The sequence below is a fragment of the Allobosea sp. genome, assembly GCF_036675845.1.
Lineage (GTDB): Bacteria > Pseudomonadota > Alphaproteobacteria > Rhizobiales > Beijerinckiaceae > Allobosea.
The window spans coordinates 22,191-40,029 of the sequence record NZ_JAKFED010000138.1; the positions used below are offsets into that span (position 1 = coordinate 22,191).

General features: G+C 67.7%; 17 protein-coding genes. 2 read left to right on the forward strand and 15 right to left on the reverse strand.

Features of this window, described 5'->3' with window-relative positions; genetic code table 11:
- Positions 1-50 precede the first annotated feature (50 nt).
- The 5 genes from ntrX to dusB form a co-directional block, all read right to left on the reverse strand.
- Positions 51-1,418: a nitrogen assimilation response regulator NtrX gene (ntrX, locus tag V6M56_RS14345; protein ID WP_332684776.1), complete on the reverse strand. Its 1,368-nt coding sequence runs from the start codon at positions 1,416-1,418 to the stop codon at positions 51-53.
- Complete coding sequence (locus V6M56_RS14350; RefSeq protein ID WP_332684777.1) at positions 1,415-3,691, reverse strand: sensor histidine kinase NtrY-like; 2,277 nt, start codon at positions 3,689-3,691, stop codon at positions 1,415-1,417. The genes ntrX and V6M56_RS14350 overlap by 4 nt, the downstream gene beginning before the upstream one ends.
- Positions 3,692-3,831: 140 nt before the next feature.
- The gene (gene ntrC / locus V6M56_RS14355; RefSeq protein ID WP_332684778.1) at positions 3,832-5,283 is read right to left on the reverse strand and encodes a nitrogen regulation protein NR(I); all 1,452 of its coding nucleotides are present in this window, start codon (positions 5,281-5,283) and stop codon (positions 3,832-3,834) included.
- Between the two features lie 23 nt (positions 5,284-5,306).
- On the reverse strand, positions 5,307-6,359 hold the full coding sequence (locus V6M56_RS14360) for a two-component system sensor histidine kinase NtrB (RefSeq protein ID WP_332684815.1): 1,053 nt from the start codon (positions 6,357-6,359) through the stop codon (positions 5,307-5,309).
- A 109-nt stretch (positions 6,360-6,468) separates the two neighbouring features.
- On the reverse strand, positions 6,469-7,491 hold the full coding sequence (gene dusB, locus V6M56_RS14365) for a tRNA dihydrouridine synthase DusB (RefSeq protein ID WP_332684779.1): 1,023 nt from the start codon (positions 7,489-7,491) through the stop codon (positions 6,469-6,471).
- A 212-nt stretch (positions 7,492-7,703) separates the two neighbouring features.
- Here dusB and V6M56_RS14370 point away from each other — a divergent pair, with 212 nt between their 5' ends.
- Complete coding sequence (locus tag V6M56_RS14370; protein WP_332684816.1) at positions 7,704-8,891, forward strand: bifunctional 2-C-methyl-D-erythritol 4-phosphate cytidylyltransferase/2-C-methyl-D-erythritol 2,4-cyclodiphosphate synthase; 1,188 nt, start codon at positions 7,704-7,706, stop codon at positions 8,889-8,891.
- Between the two features lie 4 nt (positions 8,892-8,895).
- On the forward strand, positions 8,896-9,393 hold the full coding sequence (locus V6M56_RS14375; protein ID WP_332684780.1) for a CinA family protein: 498 nt from the start codon (positions 8,896-8,898) through the stop codon (positions 9,391-9,393).
- Here V6M56_RS14375 and V6M56_RS14380 read toward each other — a convergent pair.
- The 10 genes from V6M56_RS14380 to V6M56_RS14425 all read right to left on the reverse strand — a co-directional run bounded on the left by V6M56_RS14380 (position 9,380) and on the right by V6M56_RS14425 (position 17,778).
- Entirely contained in the window at positions 9,380-9,865 is a 486-nt protein-coding gene (locus tag V6M56_RS14380; protein ID WP_332684781.1) for a type II toxin-antitoxin system RatA family toxin, read from the reverse strand. The two genes, V6M56_RS14375 and V6M56_RS14380, sit on opposite strands and share 14 nt — an antisense overlap.
- A 127-nt stretch (positions 9,866-9,992) precedes the next feature.
- Positions 9,993-10,997 (reverse strand): lipoyl synthase, encoded by a 1,005-nt coding sequence (gene lipA / locus V6M56_RS14385; protein ID WP_332684782.1) that lies wholly within the window; start codon positions 10,995-10,997, stop codon positions 9,993-9,995.
- 95 nt (positions 10,998-11,092) lie between these two features.
- On the reverse strand, positions 11,093-11,368 hold the full coding sequence (locus V6M56_RS14390) for a GlsB/YeaQ/YmgE family stress response membrane protein (protein WP_332684783.1): 276 nt from the start codon (positions 11,366-11,368) through the stop codon (positions 11,093-11,095).
- A gap of 78 nt (positions 11,369-11,446) precedes the next feature.
- Complete coding sequence (locus V6M56_RS14395; protein ID WP_332684784.1) at positions 11,447-11,785, reverse strand: GlsB/YeaQ/YmgE family stress response membrane protein; 339 nt, start codon at positions 11,783-11,785, stop codon at positions 11,447-11,449.
- 74 nt (positions 11,786-11,859) lie between these two features.
- Positions 11,860-13,299 carry a dihydrolipoyl dehydrogenase gene (gene lpdA / locus V6M56_RS14400; RefSeq protein ID WP_332684785.1) on the reverse strand — a complete coding sequence of 480 codons (1,440 nt, stop codon included), beginning with the start codon at positions 13,297-13,299 and terminating at the stop codon, positions 11,860-11,862.
- 78 nt (positions 13,300-13,377) lie between these two features.
- Complete coding sequence (locus V6M56_RS14405) at positions 13,378-14,070, reverse strand: SGNH/GDSL hydrolase family protein (RefSeq protein ID WP_332684786.1); 693 nt, start codon at positions 14,068-14,070, stop codon at positions 13,378-13,380.
- 167 nt (positions 14,071-14,237) lie between these two features.
- A complete protein-coding gene (locus V6M56_RS14410; protein WP_332684787.1) occupies positions 14,238-14,597 on the reverse strand; it encodes a hypothetical protein in 360 nt (119 codons plus the stop codon).
- Between the two features lie 5 nt (positions 14,598-14,602).
- The gene (locus tag V6M56_RS14415) at positions 14,603-15,973 is read right to left on the reverse strand and encodes a pyruvate dehydrogenase complex dihydrolipoamide acetyltransferase (RefSeq protein WP_332684788.1); all 1,371 of its coding nucleotides are present in this window, start codon (positions 15,971-15,973) and stop codon (positions 14,603-14,605) included.
- Complete coding sequence (locus tag V6M56_RS14420) at positions 15,964-16,347, reverse strand: hypothetical protein (RefSeq protein ID WP_332684789.1); 384 nt, start codon at positions 16,345-16,347, stop codon at positions 15,964-15,966. Before V6M56_RS14420 ends, V6M56_RS14415 begins: the two co-directional genes overlap by 10 nt.
- A gap of 3 nt (positions 16,348-16,350) precedes the next feature.
- Positions 16,351-17,778 carry a pyruvate dehydrogenase complex E1 component subunit beta gene (locus V6M56_RS14425; RefSeq protein ID WP_332684790.1) on the reverse strand — a complete coding sequence of 476 codons (1,428 nt, stop codon included), beginning with the start codon at positions 17,776-17,778 and terminating at the stop codon, positions 16,351-16,353.
- Between the last annotated feature and the right edge of the window lie 61 nt (positions 17,779-17,839).

Genomic DNA, 17,839 nt, shown 5'->3' on the forward strand with positions numbered 1-17,839 from the left:
CACCAATTTTAGCCGAGCCCCCTGCGCGACACGCATTGCGGTGGGATGAATCACCCCACCCCCAGCGATTTCAGCTTACGGTGCAGAGCCGAACGTTCCATGCCGATGAACTCCGCCGTGCGCGAGATATTGCCGGAGAAGCGCGCGATCTGTGCCATCAGGTATTCGCGCTCGAAGATCTCGCGGGCGTCGCGCAGGGGCAGGCTCATCAGCTTCTCGCCGCCCGAACCCGACGGCGTCGTCGGCACCATCGCCCCGACCTCGGCCGGCAGCATCTCGACGGTGATCTCCGCCCCGGGGTCGCCCTTGGTCAGGATCATCAGGCGCTCGACATTGTTACGCAGCTCGCGCACGTTCCCCGGCCATTCATGCGATTGCAGGATCGCCATGGCGTCGCCGCCGATGCGGCGCTTGGGCAGGCCGCTGGCGACCGAGATCTGGTCCATGAAGAACTCGATCAGCTCGGGCACGTCCTCGCGCCGCTCCGACAGCGCCGGCACGCGGATCGGCACCACGCCGAGGCGGTGATAGAGGTCCTCGCGCAACAGCCCCTCGGCGATCAGCTTGGCGAGATCCCGGCTGCTCGAGGAGATGACCCGGACGTCGACATGGACGCGGGTGGCACCGCCGACGCGCTGGAAATTCTGGTCGACCAGCACGCGCAGGATCCGGTTCTGGGTCTCGCGCGGCATGTCGCCGATCTCGTCGATATAGAGCGAGCCGCCATGCGCCTCCTCGAGTGCGCCGACGCGGCGCGAGCGCCCCTCGCCGCCCTCGATTCCGAAAAGCTCCTCCTCCATCGTGTCGGGCGTGATCGTCGCCGCGTTGATGACGACGAAGGGGCCGCTGGAGCGGGTCGACGCCTCGTGCAACGTGCGCGCCGTCAATTCCTTGCCGCAGCCGGGCTCACCGGTGATCAGCACGCGCGCATTGGTCGGCGCGACGCGCTCGAGCGTCTGCCGCAATTGGTTGACCGCGCTGGAGCGCCCGACGATCCGGCTCGCCTGGACGGAGCGGGCCTTGAGGTCGCGCACCTCGCGACGCAGGCGCGAGGCCTCGAGCGCGCGCTCGGCGACCAGCACCAGCCTGTCGGCCTTGAACGGCTTCTCGATGAAGTCGTAGGCGCCGTGCTTGATCGCCGAGACCGCCGTCTCGATGTTGCCGTGGCCGGAGATCATCACCACCGCGAGGTCGGGATGGCTCTCCTTGATCAGCTCCAGCACCTGCAGCCCGTCGAGCCGGCTGCCCTGCAGCCAGATATCGAGGAAGACGAGGTTTGGCCGGCGCGCGGCGATTGCCGCCAGCGCCTCGTCGGCGGAGCCGGCCTTGCGTGTCCGGTAGCCTTCGTCCTCCAGCAGGCCGGCGACGAGTTCGCGAATGTCGGATTCGTCGTCGACGACGAGAATGTCAGCGCTCATGCGTTGGTCCCGTTCATCTGTCCTCCGGCGCGTTCCGCCGGCGTATTGCGTGCTTCTGATGTCTCGTCGCCACTTTCCGGCGGCCCGGTCTCGACGACCCAGAGCCTGACCCGCGCCCCGCGCGCATCGTCGGGCCGATCCAGCAGCTCGATGCCGCCGCCATGATCCTCGAGGATCTTGCCGACGATCGCGAGCCCGAGACCAGTGCCGCCGTCGCGGGTCGTCATATAGGGCTCCAGCAGCTTGTGGCGCTGGTCTGCAGGCAGGCCCTTGCCGTTGTCGAGGATGTCGATGACGATCCGGCCGTCGCCGTGGCGCTCCAGCACGATGTCGATTCGGCCCTTGCCGCGCTCGTCCGCTGGGACGGCCTCGATCGCCTCGGTGGCGTTCTTGATGACGTTGGTCAGGGCCTGCGACATCAGCCGGCGGTCGAACTGGGCGAGCACCGGCTCCTCAGGCAGGCTGTCGGTGATGGTGATCTCCGGGTTGCCGACGCGCATCAGGAAGACGATCTGGCGCACCGTCTCGACGATGTCCTCGCGCGCCAGCGAAGGCTTCGGCATCCGTGCAAAGGACGAGAATTCGTCGACCATGCGTCGGATATCGTCGACCTGGCGGACGATCGTCGCCGTGCACTGGTCGAAGATCTCCTTGTCCTCGACGATGACCTTGCCGAATTTCCGGCGGATGCGCTCCGCCGAAAGCTGGATCGGCGTCAGCGGATTCTTGATCTCATGAGCGATGCGGCGCGCCACATCGGCCCAGGCGGCCGTGCGCTGGGCGGTGACCAGGTCGGTGATGTCGTCGAGCGTGACGACCAGCCCGGCGCCGGCGCCCTCGCCTTCGCGCACCGCGCGGATGTTGACCATGCGGTCGCGCCCGCCGCGCGTGATCGCGACCTGCCCCGAACTCAGGCGCTGGCGGTTGGCCATCGCCTCCGAAACGAACTCGGCGATCTCCGGGGCGATTTCAGCGATCGGCTCGCCAAGCAGGCGCCCGCCGGTGCCGAGCAGCGCATCCGCCGAGCGGTTGCCGATGGTGACGTGCCCGTCCTCGTCCAGGCTGAGCACGCCGGAAGATACGCCCGAGAGCACCGTCTCGGTGAAGCGGCGGCGGCGGTCGATCACCTCGCTCGCCGTCACCAGCCCGTCGCGCTGCCGCCGGAGCTCCGCCGTCATCTTGTTGAAGGTCTCGCCGAGATGGGCGAGGTCGCCTTCCGCCCGCCGGATCGGCACCTGGACATAGAAATTGCCGCTGGAAACCTGGTCGGTGGCATGGATCATCCGACGGATCGGCGCCACCAGCCCGTTGGCGAAATTCAGCCCCAGCCAGCTCGCCGACAGCAGCAGGATGATCGCGATCAGCCCGTACATCGAGGCGAAGGCGATCTGGACGCCCTTCCGGCGTGCGTCGATGCCGAGATATTCCACCGCCGCGGCGCGCGCGACCGCCGGGAACTCGACCGCCAGCGGATCGACCTCGCGCGCCACATAGAGGAAGGCGCCGTCATAGGAAGGGAGCTTCACCAGCGCACCGAAGATGCGGCCCGTCGCCGGCACGACGCAGATCGGCTCGGGCGAGGTCTGGGCATCCTCGAAGGCTGCCGCATCGGGTTTGCTCGCGCCGCGCAGCACATCGATATTGGCGCGCACCAGTATGGTATCCGGCGGCTTCATGATCCAGACCACCGGCAGGCCCAGCGCCGTCGCCCGCGCCGTCAGGAAGTTCTCGAACCAGGGCCGGTCGACGTCGAAAGCCGGCTTGGCCCGCCCGAGGTCGTCGGCCAGCAGCCGAATCTCGCGACCGAGCGAACGGCACTGGCCGGCAGTATAGGCGTCGGCGACCTCGACCGACTTGAAGATCACGTCCCGCATCCGGTCCGAGAACCAGGGCTCCAGCCCACGCTCCAGCGTCACGGTCGCGACCACCGCGACGAGCGCCGCCGGCAGGGCCGCGACGATGCTGAACAGCAGGACGATGCGCACATGCAGGCCGGCTGCGGCGACACCGGCGCGCCGCGCGCGGATCAGCACCGCGGCCTCGAAGGCGACGATGATCAGCAGCAGCAGGATCAGCAGGCCATTGAGGATGAAAAGGCCGAGGACGACCTCGTGGACCGGCGCAATCGGCGTCGCGCCCGCAAGAACGAGGAAGGTGGCAAGTCCGGAAATCAGCGCAAAGCTAACCACCAGCGCCCCGAGCCAGGCCGAAACCCGCCGTGGCGTCTCTTCGGTACGCGGCGTCATGCGCAGGTCGCCGATCGAGGCAGTCAAGACGATCTCAAAGCTCCGTTGGACGCACACCCGCCGACGGGCGGGCCGGGCGATCCGGCGCTGTGATGCGCCGCCGCAACGGTGTTGTCAAAATATGACAGGGGCAAGGCAGCGTCCGCAGCTGCCCGCGACCTTGCCCGTCAGCGCGGCGAGCGCACCACCTGCATGTCGAGCTCGCGGATTTTCTTGCGCAAAGTGTTGCGATTGAGGCCGAGCAGTTCGGCGGCACGAATCTGGTTGCCGCGTGTCGCTGCCAGCGCCGCCGCGATCAGCGGCGGCTCGATCTCACGCAGGATGCGATGATACAGCCCCGGTGGCGGGACATGGTCGCCGAAACCGGAGAAATACTGGGTGAGATGGCGCTCGACCGAGCCTGAAAGCGTCTCCGCGCGCTCCTGCCCGCCGCTGGAACCGCCATAGCTCGGCGTCGCCGTGGCCGGCTGCAGCTCCGCCTCGACGATCGGGGCCGTGATCGTCTCCTGTGGATAGAGCGCCGCCAGCCGCCGGACCAGGTTCTCCAACTCACGGACATTGCCGGGCCAGCGATAGCGCCGCATCACGTCCATCGCCTCGGAGTCGATCTGCTTGCGCGGCAGGCCTTCCTTCTCGACCAGCCCGAAGAAATGGCGGGCGAGATCCGGCACGTCCTCGACCCGCTCGCGCAGCGGCGGCAGGCGAATCGGCACCACGTTCAGGCGGAAGAACAGATCCTCGCGGAACAGCCCATGCGCGATCGAGATGCGCAGGTCCTTGTTGGTCGCCGCGACGATGCGGACATTGGTCTTGATCGGCGTCCGCCCGCCGACCGTGGTGTATTCGCCCTGCTGCAGCACGCGCAGCAGGCGCGTCTGCGCCTCCATCGGCATGTCGCCGATCTCGTCGAGGAAGAGCGTGCCGCCCTCGGCCTGCTCGAAGCGGCCGGACGAGCGCGTCAGCGCGCCGGTGAAGGCGCCCTTCTCATGGCCGAACAGCTCCGATTCGATCAGGTCCTTCGGGATCGCCGCCATGTTGATCGCGACGAAAGGGCCGTTGCGGCGCTTGCCGTAGTCATGCAGCGCCCGCGCCACCAGCTCCTTGCCGGTGCCCGATTCGCCATTGATCATCACGGTCAGGTCGATCGGCATCAGCCGCGCCAGGGCGCGATAGACGTCCTGCATCGCCGGCGAGCGCCCGATCAGCGGAATGTCGTCCGGCTCGGCCGGATGCCCGCGCCCGACCTCCCCGCGCGGCCGCGACAGGGCCCGGCCGACGATCGCGACCAGCTCCTTCAGGTCGAAGGGCTTGGGCAGGTATTCATAGGCACCGCGCTCCGAGGCCTTGATCGCGGTCATGAAGGTGTTCTGCGCGCTCATCACGATGATCGGCAGCTCGGGCCGCACGCGCTTGATCCGCGGCAGCAGGTCGAAGGCGTTGCCATCCGGCATCACCACGTCGGTGATGATCAGGTCGCCGAGGCCCTGGGCCGCCCAGGTCCACAGCGTCGCCGCCTGCCCGGTGGTCCGGACCTCGTAGCCGGCGCGGGCGAGCGCCTGGTTGAGGACTGTGCGGATGGCCGCGTCGTCGTCGGCGATGAGGATGTTACCCGTCGGCATTCAGCTCTGCTTCCTGGTGATGTTCACCCTGCCTTGCGCTCGCGCGCCTCGTGCAGCGGCAGTCGGATCCGGAATGTCGTGCGCCGCGGCACGGACTCGCACTCGACGATCCCGCCGTGATCGCCGATCACCTTGGCGACGAGTGCAAGTCCAAGGCCACTGCCCTGCGCCTTGGTAGTGACGAAGGGATCGAACAGATTGGCGTGCAGGTCCGCCGGCACGCCGGGCCCATTGTCGCGGATCCCGATTTCCAGCGGCAGGGCAAGCCGGCCGGGGGCCCCTGGCGCCTGCATGCGGATGCCGGGGCGATAGGCGGTGGTGAGCGTGATCTCGCCATCGATGGCGTCGGCGCCGATCGCCTCGGCCGCGTTCTTGACCAGGTTGAGCAGCACCTGGACGAGCTGGTCGCGATTGCCGGCGACCGGCGGCAGCGACGGGTCATAGGCCTCGCTGAAGCGGATGTGCCGGGCGAACCCGGACTGGGCCAGCCTTTTCACATGGTCGAGCACGTCATGGACGTTGACCGGGCCGCGCTCGCTCGGTCGCTCGTCGCCGAACAGTTCGACACGCTCGACCAGCTTCACGATCCGGTCGGCCTCGTCGCAGATCAGCTGGGTCAGCAGGCGGTCGTCGTCCGGCACCGAGGATTCGAGGAGCTGGGCCGCGCCGCGGATGCCCGAAAGCGGGTTCTTGATCTCATGCGCCAGCATCGCGCCGAGCGCGGTGATCGAGCGCGCTGCCCCGCGATGCGTCAACTGCCTGTCCATTTTTTCGGCAATTGTCCGTTCTTGCAGCAAAAGCACCACCGCCTCGGGCTGCGCCGGCAGCGGCGAGGCGAAGACGTCGACGATCCGGTCGAGCCCGAGCCGCGGCGAACCGAGCTCGAGCCGGTACTCGCTGACGCTGGCGCCACGGCGCTGGACCTCTTCGACCAGCGACAGCACCGGCGAACCGAAGGCGATCAGATCCTCCAGCCGCTGGCGCTTCAGCACGACGGCACTGGCCTGGAAGAAGTCCTCGGCCGCCGTGTTGGCGTAGAGCACGGCATGCCCGTCCCCGACCACGACCACCGGCATGGGCAGGACGTTCAGCGCCTGGATCTCGAGGGAGTCGAACAAGGTCGCGCCCGGCCTCTCCCCGCCTTCGCCGAATATCGCCATGGTCATACGCGATTTTCCTCGTGCTTCAGGCGGCGGCGCCAAGGCGCTCGGTCGAGAACAGCCGGGCGAGCGCGGCCAGCGCGCGGGCCGGATCGTCGGTGGTCAGCAGGTCGCGCCGCGCGCTTTCATCCGGCGCGAGCCCGCAGGCCAGCGCCTCGTCGGCATAGGCGGCGAGGTGCTTGCGGGCATGGCGAACGCCGACCTCGCGGCCCATCAGCGACAGCAGCCCCTCGTAATGTTCGCGTGCCAGCTCGGCCTTGGTCTCGAGCGCGATCTCGGCCGGCTGGCGCCCCGCCAGCGCGGCGCCGACCTGTCCGGGCAGCCAGGGGCGCCCCAGCGCGGCACGGCCGACCATGACGAAATCGGCGCCCGATTGCGCCAGGCAGGCCCGCGCCTGCGCCACCGTCGCGATGTCGCCATTGGCGACAAGCGGAAAGGCACCGGCCGCCCGCACGGGGGCGATGGCCGCCCAGTCCGCGACGCCCTTGTAGAACTGCTGGCGCGTGCGCCCATGCACGGTGATGGCGGCGGCCCCGGCAGAGACGGCGCGCCGGGCGAGCTCCGGCGCATTGCGCGAGCCATCGTCCCAGCCGAGCCGCATCTTGACCGTGACCGGCACCTTCACGGCAGCGACCACCGCCTCGACCAGGCCGATGGCATGGTCGAGATCGCGCATCAGGGCCGAGCCGGCCCAGCCTCCGACGACCTTCTTCGCCGGGCACCCCATATTGATGTCGACAATGTCGGCGCCCGAAGCCTCGGCGACCCGGGCCGCCTCGCCGAGCCAGCGCGGCTCGCAGCCGGCGAGTTGCACCACATGCGGCGAGACACCCGAGCCCTCGGCCCGCAGGCGCGCCTCCTCGCTGCCGCGGACCAGCTCGTCGGACGCGACCATTTCCGAGACGACCAGACCGGCGCCGAAGCGCGCGGCGATCCGGCGCATCACCACATCGGTCACCCCCGACATCGGCGCCAGGAAGGCGCGCGCAACCGGGCGCAGGCCGCCAATCGCGGCAATCGCTTCGCCTGAATTTGAGGCAGATTCCATTATGATGATTTATTGGACATCTATTGCGCTGCGCAAGAGGTTTCTGAGCAATGCTGCGTTGCACCATGGTCGAAGATGTCGCGCAGCCGCCTGCCGACCGGCAGCCCGATCCCGCTTCGCGAGGCCAACAGCAGCAGCGCCCTTGGCTATCGCCGCCGCCCGGCCTATCACCCACCACCATCCGTTTCCGGAGCCCCTACGCTTCCATGACCATGGCAGTCGCCGCCCTCATCGTCGCCGCTGGACGTGGCCTGCGCGCCGGTGCCGAGGCGCCCAAGCAATACCGCCGCCTTGGCGGGCAGCCGGTGCTCTGCCGCGCGCTCGCGCCCTTCCTGGCGGAGCCCGGCATCGGCCCCGTGCTGGTGGTCATCGGTTCCGACGACGACGCTCGCTATCGCAACGCGATCGGCGAGCTCGGCGAAAGCGTCCAGGCGCGCCTGCTGCCGCCGAGCTATGGCGGCGAAAGCCGGCAGGATTCGGTCAGGGCCGGCCTGAGGGCACTGTCGCAGGCCGGCTTTGCGGGCGCGGTGCTGGTCCATGACGCCGCCCGCGCGCTCGTCTCGTCCGCCCTGATCGCCCGGGCGCTTGCCGCCTGTCACGACACGCGCGCCGCCGTCCCCGCCTTGGCCCTGACCGATACGGTGAAGCGCCTCGGTTCGGACGGCCGGATCGTCGAAACGCCGCCGCGCGACCGGCTCGTCTCGGTGCAGACGCCGCAGGCCTTTGCCTTCGAGACCCTGCTCGCGGCGCATGAGGCCGCCTTTGCCGCGGGCGCCCGCGGCTTCACCGACGATTCGGCCCTCATGGAATGGGCCGGTCATGAGGTCGCGACCTTCGCGGGAGACCCGATGAACCTGAAGCTGACCCATCCCGACGATTTCGCCGCCGCCGAACGGCGTCTGGGTCGTGACCTCGTGACCCGGGTTGGAACGGGCTATGACGTCCATGCCTTCGCCGAGGGCGACCATGTCTGGCTCGGCGGCGTCAGCCTCCCGCATGGCCGCGGCGTCGCCGCGCATTCCGATGGCGATGTCGGCCTGCACGCCTTGACCGACGCGCTGCTCGGCGCCCTCGCCGACGGTGACATCGGCAGCCATTTCCCGCCGAGCGACCCGCAATGGCGCGGCGCCTCCTCCGACCGTTTCCTCGCCTTCGCAGTCGAGCGAGTGGCGGCGCGCGGCGGCCGGATCGACCATCTCGACCTGACGATCATCTGCGAGGCGCCCAAGGTCGGCCCGCATCGCGACGCGATCCGCGCCCGCATCGCCGCGATTGCCGGCCTGCGGCTCGACCAGGTCGGGGTTAAGGCGACGACCTCGGAGCGCCTGGGCTTCACCGGACGTGGCGAGGGGCTGGCCGCCCTCGCCACCGCGACGATCCGCCTGCCGGAACCGGAGTGAGACCATGTTCGACCTCGACATCCGTTCGCTGGCCGCCGAGCTTCTGAGCATCTCGCGCGAGCGCGGCATCACCGTCGCGACGGTGGAATCCTGTACCGGCGGGCTCGTCTGCGGCGCGCTGACGGCGATCTCGGGCTCTTCGAGCATGGTCGCCGGCGGCCTCGTGACCTATTCCAATGAAGCCAAGACGGCGCTCGCCGGCGTACCGGCCGAGTTGATCCTCCAGCACGGCGCCGTCAGCGAGCCGGTGGCCCGGGCGATGGCCGAAGGCGGCAGGGAGAGGCTGTCGGCGCGGCTCGCCGTCTCGATCACCGGCGTCGCCGGCCCCGATGGCGGCAGCGAGGCGAAGCCGGTGGGGCTGGTGCATTTCGCCTGCGCCGGACGCGAGCAGACCCTGCACCGCGAGAAGCGTTTCGGCGCCCTGAGCCGCGACGAGATTCGCCGCCTCAGCGTGCTCGAGGCACTCGATCTGTTGCGCGAAGCCTCGCTCAGCCTGAAGTGAGCCGCACCCCGGCGGCGCGGGTACCCGGGCCATAGACCACGTCGGCCCGGCGCTCGAAGGCCTCGGCGAATTTGCGGAAGGCCTTGTCGAACATCGCGCCCATCAGCAGGCCGAGCATGCGGCTGGCGAATTCGTAGGAAATGAAGAACACCACCTCGGAGCCGGTCTCGCTCGGCTTGAAGCTCCAGCGGTTCTCGAGATAGCGGAACGGCCCGTCGACATATTCGACCAGGATCTTCAGATTGGCCGGATCGAGCGTCACCCGGCTGGTGAAGGTCTCGCGGATCGCCTTGTAGCCGACGGTCATGTCGGCGAGCAGCACCTCGCCGCCGCCCTCGCGCGGCGTCCGCCGGCGCACGGTAAGGCCCTCGCAGAGGGGCAGGAATAGCGGGTATTTCTCGACATCGGCGACGAGTGAGAACATCTGGTCGGCCGAGTGCCTGACCCGGCGGGTGCTGTTGAACATCGGCATGGGAAGTCGGCTCTCAGAGCATGGCGCGGAAAAGTGGGCACCGGTTTTTCGCGAAAGCCATGCTCTAACTCCAAGTTATCGATCACGTTTTTTGTATTCGGGTTTAATCACCCGAATACAACGTGATCTAGGCACCGGCCTTCGCGGCACGCGCCGCCCGCAGCCGGGCGAAATCCTCACCCGCATGATGCGAGGAGCGCGTCAGCGGCGTCGAGGACACCATCAGGAAGCCCTTCACATAGGCGATGGTCTCGAAGCTCTTGAACTCGTCGGGCGTGACGAAGCGGATCACCGCATGATGCTTGCGCGAGGGCGCGAGGTACTGGCCGATGGTGATGAAATCGACCTCGGCCGAGCGCAGGTCGTCCATCAGCTGCAGCACCTCGTTCCGCTCCTCCCCGAGGCCGACCATGATGCCGGATTTGGTGAAGATCGTCGGATCGAGTTCCTTCACCCGCTGCAGCAGCCGGAGCGAATGGAAATAGCGGGCGCCGGGCCGCACCGTCAGGTACTTGCCGGGCACCGTCTCGAGATTGTGGTTGAAGACGTCGGGCTTGGCCGCGACCACGACTTCGAGCGCGCCCGGCTTGCGCAGGAAGTCCGGCGTCAGGATCTCGATCGTGGTGCCGGGCGAAGCCTCGCGGATGGCGCGGATCACGCGGGCGAAGTGCTCGGCGCCACCATCCTTCAGGTCGTCGCGGTCGACCGAGGTGATCACGACATGCTCGAGCCCGAGCTTGGCGACGGCCTCGGCGACCTTGCGCGGCTCCTCATGGTCGAGCGCTTCGGGCACGCCGGTCTTGACGTTGCAGAAGGCGCAGGCCCGCGTGCAGGTGTCGCCCATGATCATGAAGGTGGCGTGCTTCTTTTCCCAGCACTCGCCAATGTTGGGGCAGCCCGCCTCCTCGCAGACGGTGACGAGCTTGTTCTCCTTGACGATCTTCTGGGTCTCGGCCCATTTCGGCGAGCCCGGCGCCTTGACCCGGATCCAGTCCGGCTTACGCAGGATCGGGTTCTCGGCGCGCTTCTGCTTCTCGGGATGGCGCAGCTCGACGCCCGGCTTCGCCTCGGCCTTCGGATTGCCGAGATTGGGGCGCGGATCGCGGTTCAGAAGATCGAGAACGACGGCCATGGACGGGTCCAGTTCCTGCGGCCGCGGACGAAGGCGGCCTCGCCCGTCTAGCTAATGCCGAAGAGCCTCGCGGGCAACCCGCCGCGCCGCGCGGCTCAGTTGCGCATGGCGCGCCAGATCACGATCAGGATGCAGGCACCGGCGATCGCCGCGGTCAGCGTGCGCCAAAAGCCGAAGACCGGGATCTCCAGCAGCTCCGCCAGCCGGCTGCCGATGAAGGAGCCGGCGACACCGACGATCATGTTGGTGAACAGCCCATGGTTGGACGAGGTGACGCGCTCGGCAATCCAGCCGGCGATGATGCCGATCAGCAGCGTCATGAAGAAGCCGTAGCCCGGCGTGCCGAGCGCGGCGACGATCTCGTTGTTCATGGCAAATCCCCCAGCCAGCTACCAGGCGCGGCCGTCAGGTCGCCCCGCCACAACGCTCGCGCCGGCGAGCGGTTCCCGTCAAGCGATGAAGCGCGCCAGCAGCACGACCAGGATGGCCCCGATCACCGCCATCGCCGCTTCGTCGAGAAAGGCCCGGCCGGTGCGGATCCGCCAGCCGGTGGCACGCACGATCCCCTGCCCGACCAGCATGCCGAGCAGGCCGACCACGGCATGGCGCAGGATGCCGCCGCCACCCACGACGAGGCTGGCGACGAAGCCGGTCGCGGTGCCGAGCAGGATCGTCGGCGCGAGCCGGCGCCAGTCGAGCGGCAAGCCACGCCCCGGCGGCAGGATCTCGACCTTGTCGTCCTCGATGGTCCGGCCGGAGCTGCGGGCCTTGCGCTGGCGTGTCGTCATCGCAGCGATATGCCCATGAGGCTGCGCCGTTTCCAGGGCCAAAATTCCTGGACGATCCTGAGCAAGTCGCCCGCTCAGGCGTTGAGCACCTTGCCATAGGCGTCGAGCACGCTCTCCTTCATCGTCTCCGACAGGGTCGGATGCGGGAAGATGGTGTGCATCAGCTCTTCTTCGGTGGTCTCGAGGTTCATCGCGACGACGAAGCCCTGGATCAGCTCGGTGACTTCCGGACCGACCATATGAGCGCCGAGCAGCTTGCCGGTCTTGGCGTCGAAGATGGTCTTGACCATGCCGCTATCTTCACCCAGCGCCACCGCCTTGCCGTTGGCGACGAAGTTGAAACGGCCGACCTTGAGCTGATGGCCGGCCTCCTTCGCCTTGGCCTCGGTCAGCCCGACGCTGGCGATCTGCGGCTGGCAATAGGTGCAGCCCGGGATCATCGCCTTGTCCATCGGGTGCGGGTGCAGGCCCTTGATCGCCTCGACGCAGATCACCGCCTCGTGCTCGGCCTTGTGGGCCAGCATCGGCGCGCCGGCGACGTCGCCGATGGCGTAGACGCCCTTCACATTGGTCCGGCAGAAATCGTCGATGACGACGGTGCCGCGCTCGATTTTCACGCCGAGCGCTTCCAGCCCGAGATTCTCGACATTGCCGACGACGCCGACCGCCGAGATCATCCGCTCGGCGGTGATCGTCTGCTTGCCGCCCTTCTCGTCCTCGACATGAGCGGTGACGGAATCGGCGCTCTTCTCGACCTTGGTCACCTTGGCGCCGGTCAGGATCTTCATGCCCTGCTTCTCGAAGGCCTTTCGCGCGAAGGCGCCGATCTCGGCATCCTCGATGGGCACGACCTGCGGCATCACCTCGACCACGGTCACCTCGGCGCCCATCGTCCGGTAGAACGAGGCGAACTCGATGCCGATGGCGCCGGAGCCCATCACCAGCAGCGATTTCGGCATCTTCGGCGGCACCATCGCCTCGAAATAGGTCCAGATCAGCTTGCCGTCCGGCTCGATGCCGGGCAGCGCGCGCGGCCGCGCGCCAGTCGCGACGATGATGTGGTCGGCGGTATAGCTGCCCTCGCCCTTGGCGTTCTTCGGCGGCGGCACCTGCGGCTGCATGGCCGGCTTCTTGGTCGGCGCCACAGTGATGGTGCCCGGCTTGGTCAGCTTGGCCTCGCCCCAGATCACGTCGACCTTGTTCTTCTTCATCAGGAACTGGACGCCGTTGTTCATCCTTGCCGCGATGCCGCGCGCGCGCTTCACCACCGCCTCGAGATCGGCCTTGAACGTGCCTTCGAGCACCAGCCCGTAATCCTTGGCGTGCTGGCCGTAATGCAGGATCTCGGCCGAGCGCAGCAGCGCCTTGGTCGGGATGCAGCCCCAGTTCGAGCAGATGCCGGCGAGGTGCTCGCGCTCGACGATCGCGGTCTTGAAGCCGAGCTGCGCCGCCCGGATCGCCGCGACATAGCCGCCGGGGCCGGAGCCGATGATGATGATGTCGTAATCAGCCATGGAAGGCACCTCGGCTTTTTACTCCCGCTGATCGGGAGGCATTGAGGATAACGGGAGAAGCCCCTGTCGAAATCGGGTTCATGGGCCGGAGATCCGCAGAGCCGGGCCGCGTGCCGGGAGCGGCAGGCCGAGCAAGCCGTCGACGACGGGGGCCAGCGCCAGGCCGATCGCGCGGGTGTTCTCAACGTCGAGATGGATGCCGTCCTCGCCAGTCACCGTCGCGACCGTCGCCGCATCGAAGAAGGCCACGCCGATCTCGTCGGCGATGCGCCGATAGTACTGCGCGAGCAGCGCCATCTTCTCGGGCGCGCCCTCCATGAAGAAATGCGCCTCGTGATCGGCATCGTCCGGCGGGCGCACGAGCGGCGGAGCGACGATCAGCACCTCCGGCACCGGCATGCCGGGCTCGACCGGTGGACGCTGCGCCACCTGCGCCAGCATCCGCATCGAGCGGGCGACGTCATAGGCGCTGAGCGAATGCTGGCGCTGGCAGTCATTGGTGCCGAGCATCAGGATGACGAGGTCGAGCGGCGCGTGGCACTCGATGAACAGCGGCAGCAGCGCGATGCCCGAGCGATAGGGCCGCAGCGGGTCCTCCAGCGCGATCCGCCGCCCGTTCAGCCCTTCCTCGATCACGGTCGCATAGCCGCCGAGCGCCTTTTCCAGCACGCGCGGCCAGCGCACATCATCGCCATGCCGGTCCGGCCGGTTGGCGATGCGCCCCCAGGTCAGGGAATCGCCGAAGGCGAGGATGCGGGCCGGGCGGGTCATCGTGATGCTCCCACACGCTCAGAGCGTGACACGCCTTCATTGGCTATAGTTCCCAAGGCAAGAGAATAGCCAATATTGCCGCCAAACTCTTGGAAGGTCGACATTGGCGCGCCGCTCCATACTGCCCGTTGAACTGATCTAAAAGCTCTACGCATCAAACGCCGTTCTCATTTAACAGCCTTTGCGATATTGCGACCGAGATACATCAAGCCGACCAAGATATAAGGCACACTTTCGCCAAGCTTTATACCAAGAAGCCAAAGCACCGCATATCCGCCGAGTGCAAGGATAAGATAGATCAGCGGCGCAACAGAGGGGGAATTCCAAGATCTAGAGAACGAATCCGAAATCGCCAGCCACAAAACGAACGCGAAACCACGCGTGATCCCTATTACTAAAGCCCAGAAAAACCCAGTAGAACCGTGTCCAAGGGCGAGCGCCATCGCCAAGACCCAGACGGCGACCGCTAATACCAGTAACAGCAGCGCCGACAATCCGTTCGACATTGATTGCCGGGCGCCGCTCACGTCTCTCACACCAGCATCGCCATCGGCTTCTCGATATAGCCCTTGAAGGCCTGCAGCAGCTCGGCGCCGAGTGCGCCGTCGACGGCGCGGTGGTCGGTCGAGAGCGTCACCGACATCACGGTCGCGACCGCGAGCTGGCCGCCCTTGACCACGGCGCGCGGCTCGCCGGCGCCGACGGCGAGGATCGTCGCATGCGGCGGGTTGATCACCGCGGCGAAGTCCTTGACGCCGAACATGCCGAGATTGCTGACCGCCGAGGTGCCGCCCTGGTACTCCTCGGGCTTCAGCTTGCGCGTCTTTGCCCTTGCCGCCATGTCCTTCATCTCGTTGGAGATCTGGCTCAGCGTCTTGTGGCAGGCATCGCGAATGATCGGCGTGATCAGCCCGCCCGGGATCGAGACCGCGACGCCGACATCGGCATGCTTGTGCTTGAGCATGGCGCCGTCGGTCCAGCTGACATTGGCGTCCGGAACGGCGCGCAACGCCAGCGCAAGCGCCTTGATCACCATGTCGTTGACCGAGAGCTTGTAGGCCAGCTTGCCGTCCTTCTCGGGCGCCGCCGCGTTGAGCTCGGCGCGCAGCTTCAGGAGCGCATCGAGTTCGCAATCGAGCGTGACGTAGAAATGCGGGATCGTCTGCTTCGCCTCGGTCAGGCGGCGCGCGATCGTCTTGCGCATGCCGTCATGCGGGATCTCCTCATAGGAACCCGGCGCGAACAGCTTCTTGACCGCCTCGTCGGAGGGACCGGCGGCAAGCGGCGCGGCGGCCGGCTTCGGCGCAGCAGCGCCTGGAGCAGCCGGCGCGGCCTTCGCTGCCCCGCCCTGCTTCGCAGCCTCGATATCCTTCTCGACGATGCGGCCATGCGGACCGGAGCCCTGCACCTTCGCGAGGTCGATCCCGGCCTCCTTGGCGAGGCGCCGCGCCAGCGGCGAGGCGAACGGCCGGTCGCCGGCCGGCGCCGGCTGGCCACCGCTGTTGAAGCCGGCCTCGGCGGTCATCTGCGGCGTCGAGGCGGGCGCGGCTTCGGCCTTTGCGGCTGGCGCCGGCGCTGCCTCCTTGGGAGCTTCCGTCTTGGGCGCCTCGGCCTTCGGGGCTTCGGCCTTGGCCGGGGCGGACACCGCCTTGGCGTCCTCGCCCTCGGCCGCGATCACCCCGATGATCTCGTTGACGGCGACATCGGCCGTGCCCTCCGGCACGACGATCTTCGCCAGGATACCCTCGTCGACGGCTTCGACCTCCATCGTCGCCTTGTCGGTCTCGATCTCGGCGATGATGTCGCCGGATTTGATCGCATCTCCCTCCTTCTTGAGCCATTTGGCGAGGTTGCCCTTCTCCATGGTCGGAGACAGCGCGGGCATCAGGATGTTCACGGGCATGGCTGGAGGCTCGCTTTTTCCAATGCGATGAGCAGCAGGCGGCGGGCGAGGCCCATGCCGAAGCTGAGGGAGACGAGGACGAAGGCGACGTAGTCGAGATGCTCCAGGGCGCCGCCCGCCAGATTCGTCCCGCGCATCAGTTCGGGAGCGAAGGCCTGGATGGTTTCGGGCAGGAGCGAGAAGATCCCGCCTGCGGCGAAGACGAAGGCGACGACATCGACGCGATGGAGATGCAGCCGCGCGATCACGAGGGCGCGCGGCGAGAGCGGAAGCGGTGCCAGCCGAACCTTCGGCCGGAAATAGGCAGTCGCACCCCACGCCCCGACCGCCGCGAGGCTCGCCGAGCCGGCCATGGCGTGGAGCGTCAGAGCCATGCCTCAGCCCCGATAGCAGACGGCTTTTGCCGCCGCGACGACCTCGCCGATATTCGGGAGCGCCAGCTTCTCGAGATTGGCGGCGTAGGGCATCGGCACATCCTTGCCGGTGACGCGCGCGACCGGCGCGTCGAGCCAGTCGAAGGCGGCCTCCATGATCCTCATGCCGATCTCGGCGGTGACGCCCGATTGCGGGAAGCCCTCCTCGACCGCGACGCAGCGATTGGTCTTCTGCACCGAGGCGATGACCGTCTCGATGTCCATCGGCCGGATCGTGCGCAGGTCGATGACCTCGGCCTCGATGCCCTCCTTGGCCAGGGCCTCGGCGGCGCCGAGCGCATAGGTCATGCCGATGCCGAAGGAGACGATGGTGACGTCGGTGCCGGGCCGGACCACCTTGGCCTTGCCGATCGGGATCAGGAAGTCGTCGCCCTTGGGCACCTCGAAGGAGCGGCCGTAGAGGATCTCGTTCTCGAGGAAGATGATCGGGTTGGGGTCGCGGATCGCGCTCTTCAGCAGGCCTTTCGCGTCGGAGGCGCTGTAGGGCATCACCACCTTGAGGCCCGGCACGTTCGAATACCAGGCGGCGTAGTCGTGGCTGTGCTGCGCGCCGACGCGGGCGGCGGCGCCATTGGGGCCGCGGAAGACGATCGGGCAGCCCATCTGGCCGCCGGACATGTAGAGCGTCTTGGCGGCCGAGTTGATGATCTGGTCGATCGCCTGCATGGCGAAGTTGAACGTCATGAACTCGACGATCGGCTTCAGGCCGGTCAGCGCCGCGCCGACGCCGATGCCGGCAAAGCCGTGCTCGGTGATCGGGGTGTCGATGACGCGCCGCGCCCCGAACTCCTGCAGCAGGCCCTGCGTCACCTTGTAGGCGCCCTGGTATTCGGCGACCTCCTCGCCCATGACGAAGACGTCGGCGTCGCGGCGCATCTCCTCGGCCATCGCGTCGCGCAGCGCCTCGCGCACCGTCATCGAGACGACCTCGGCCCCGGCCGGGAATTCCGACGAAGCGTCATAGGATTTCGCCTGGGCCGGCACGCTCGGGGGGGCGGCGGGTGCTGCAGCACTCGCAGCCGGCGCCTCGGCGGGCTTTTCCGGCTCGCCGGCCTTCTCCGGCTCGGCCTTGGCAGCGGCCGGCTTCTCCGCCTTGCCGGCGCCGCTCGCAGCGGCCTTCACATCCTCGCCATCGGCGGCGATCACGCCGATCGGCGTGTTGACCGCGACGTTCTCGGTGCCGTCGGCGATCAGGATCTTGGCGAGGATGCCCTCGTCGACCGCCTCGACCTCCATGGTCGCCTTGTCGGTCTCGATCTCGGCGATGATGTCGCCGGCCTTGACCTTGTCGCCCTCGGCTTTCAGCCATTTGGCGAGCTTGCCCTGCTCCATGGTCGGCGACAGCGCAGGCATGAGAATGTCGATCGGCATGAACGCACCCGGATTTCTGGCGGATTTCTGGAAAGCCGCGAGGGCTGAAGGTCGATGTGAG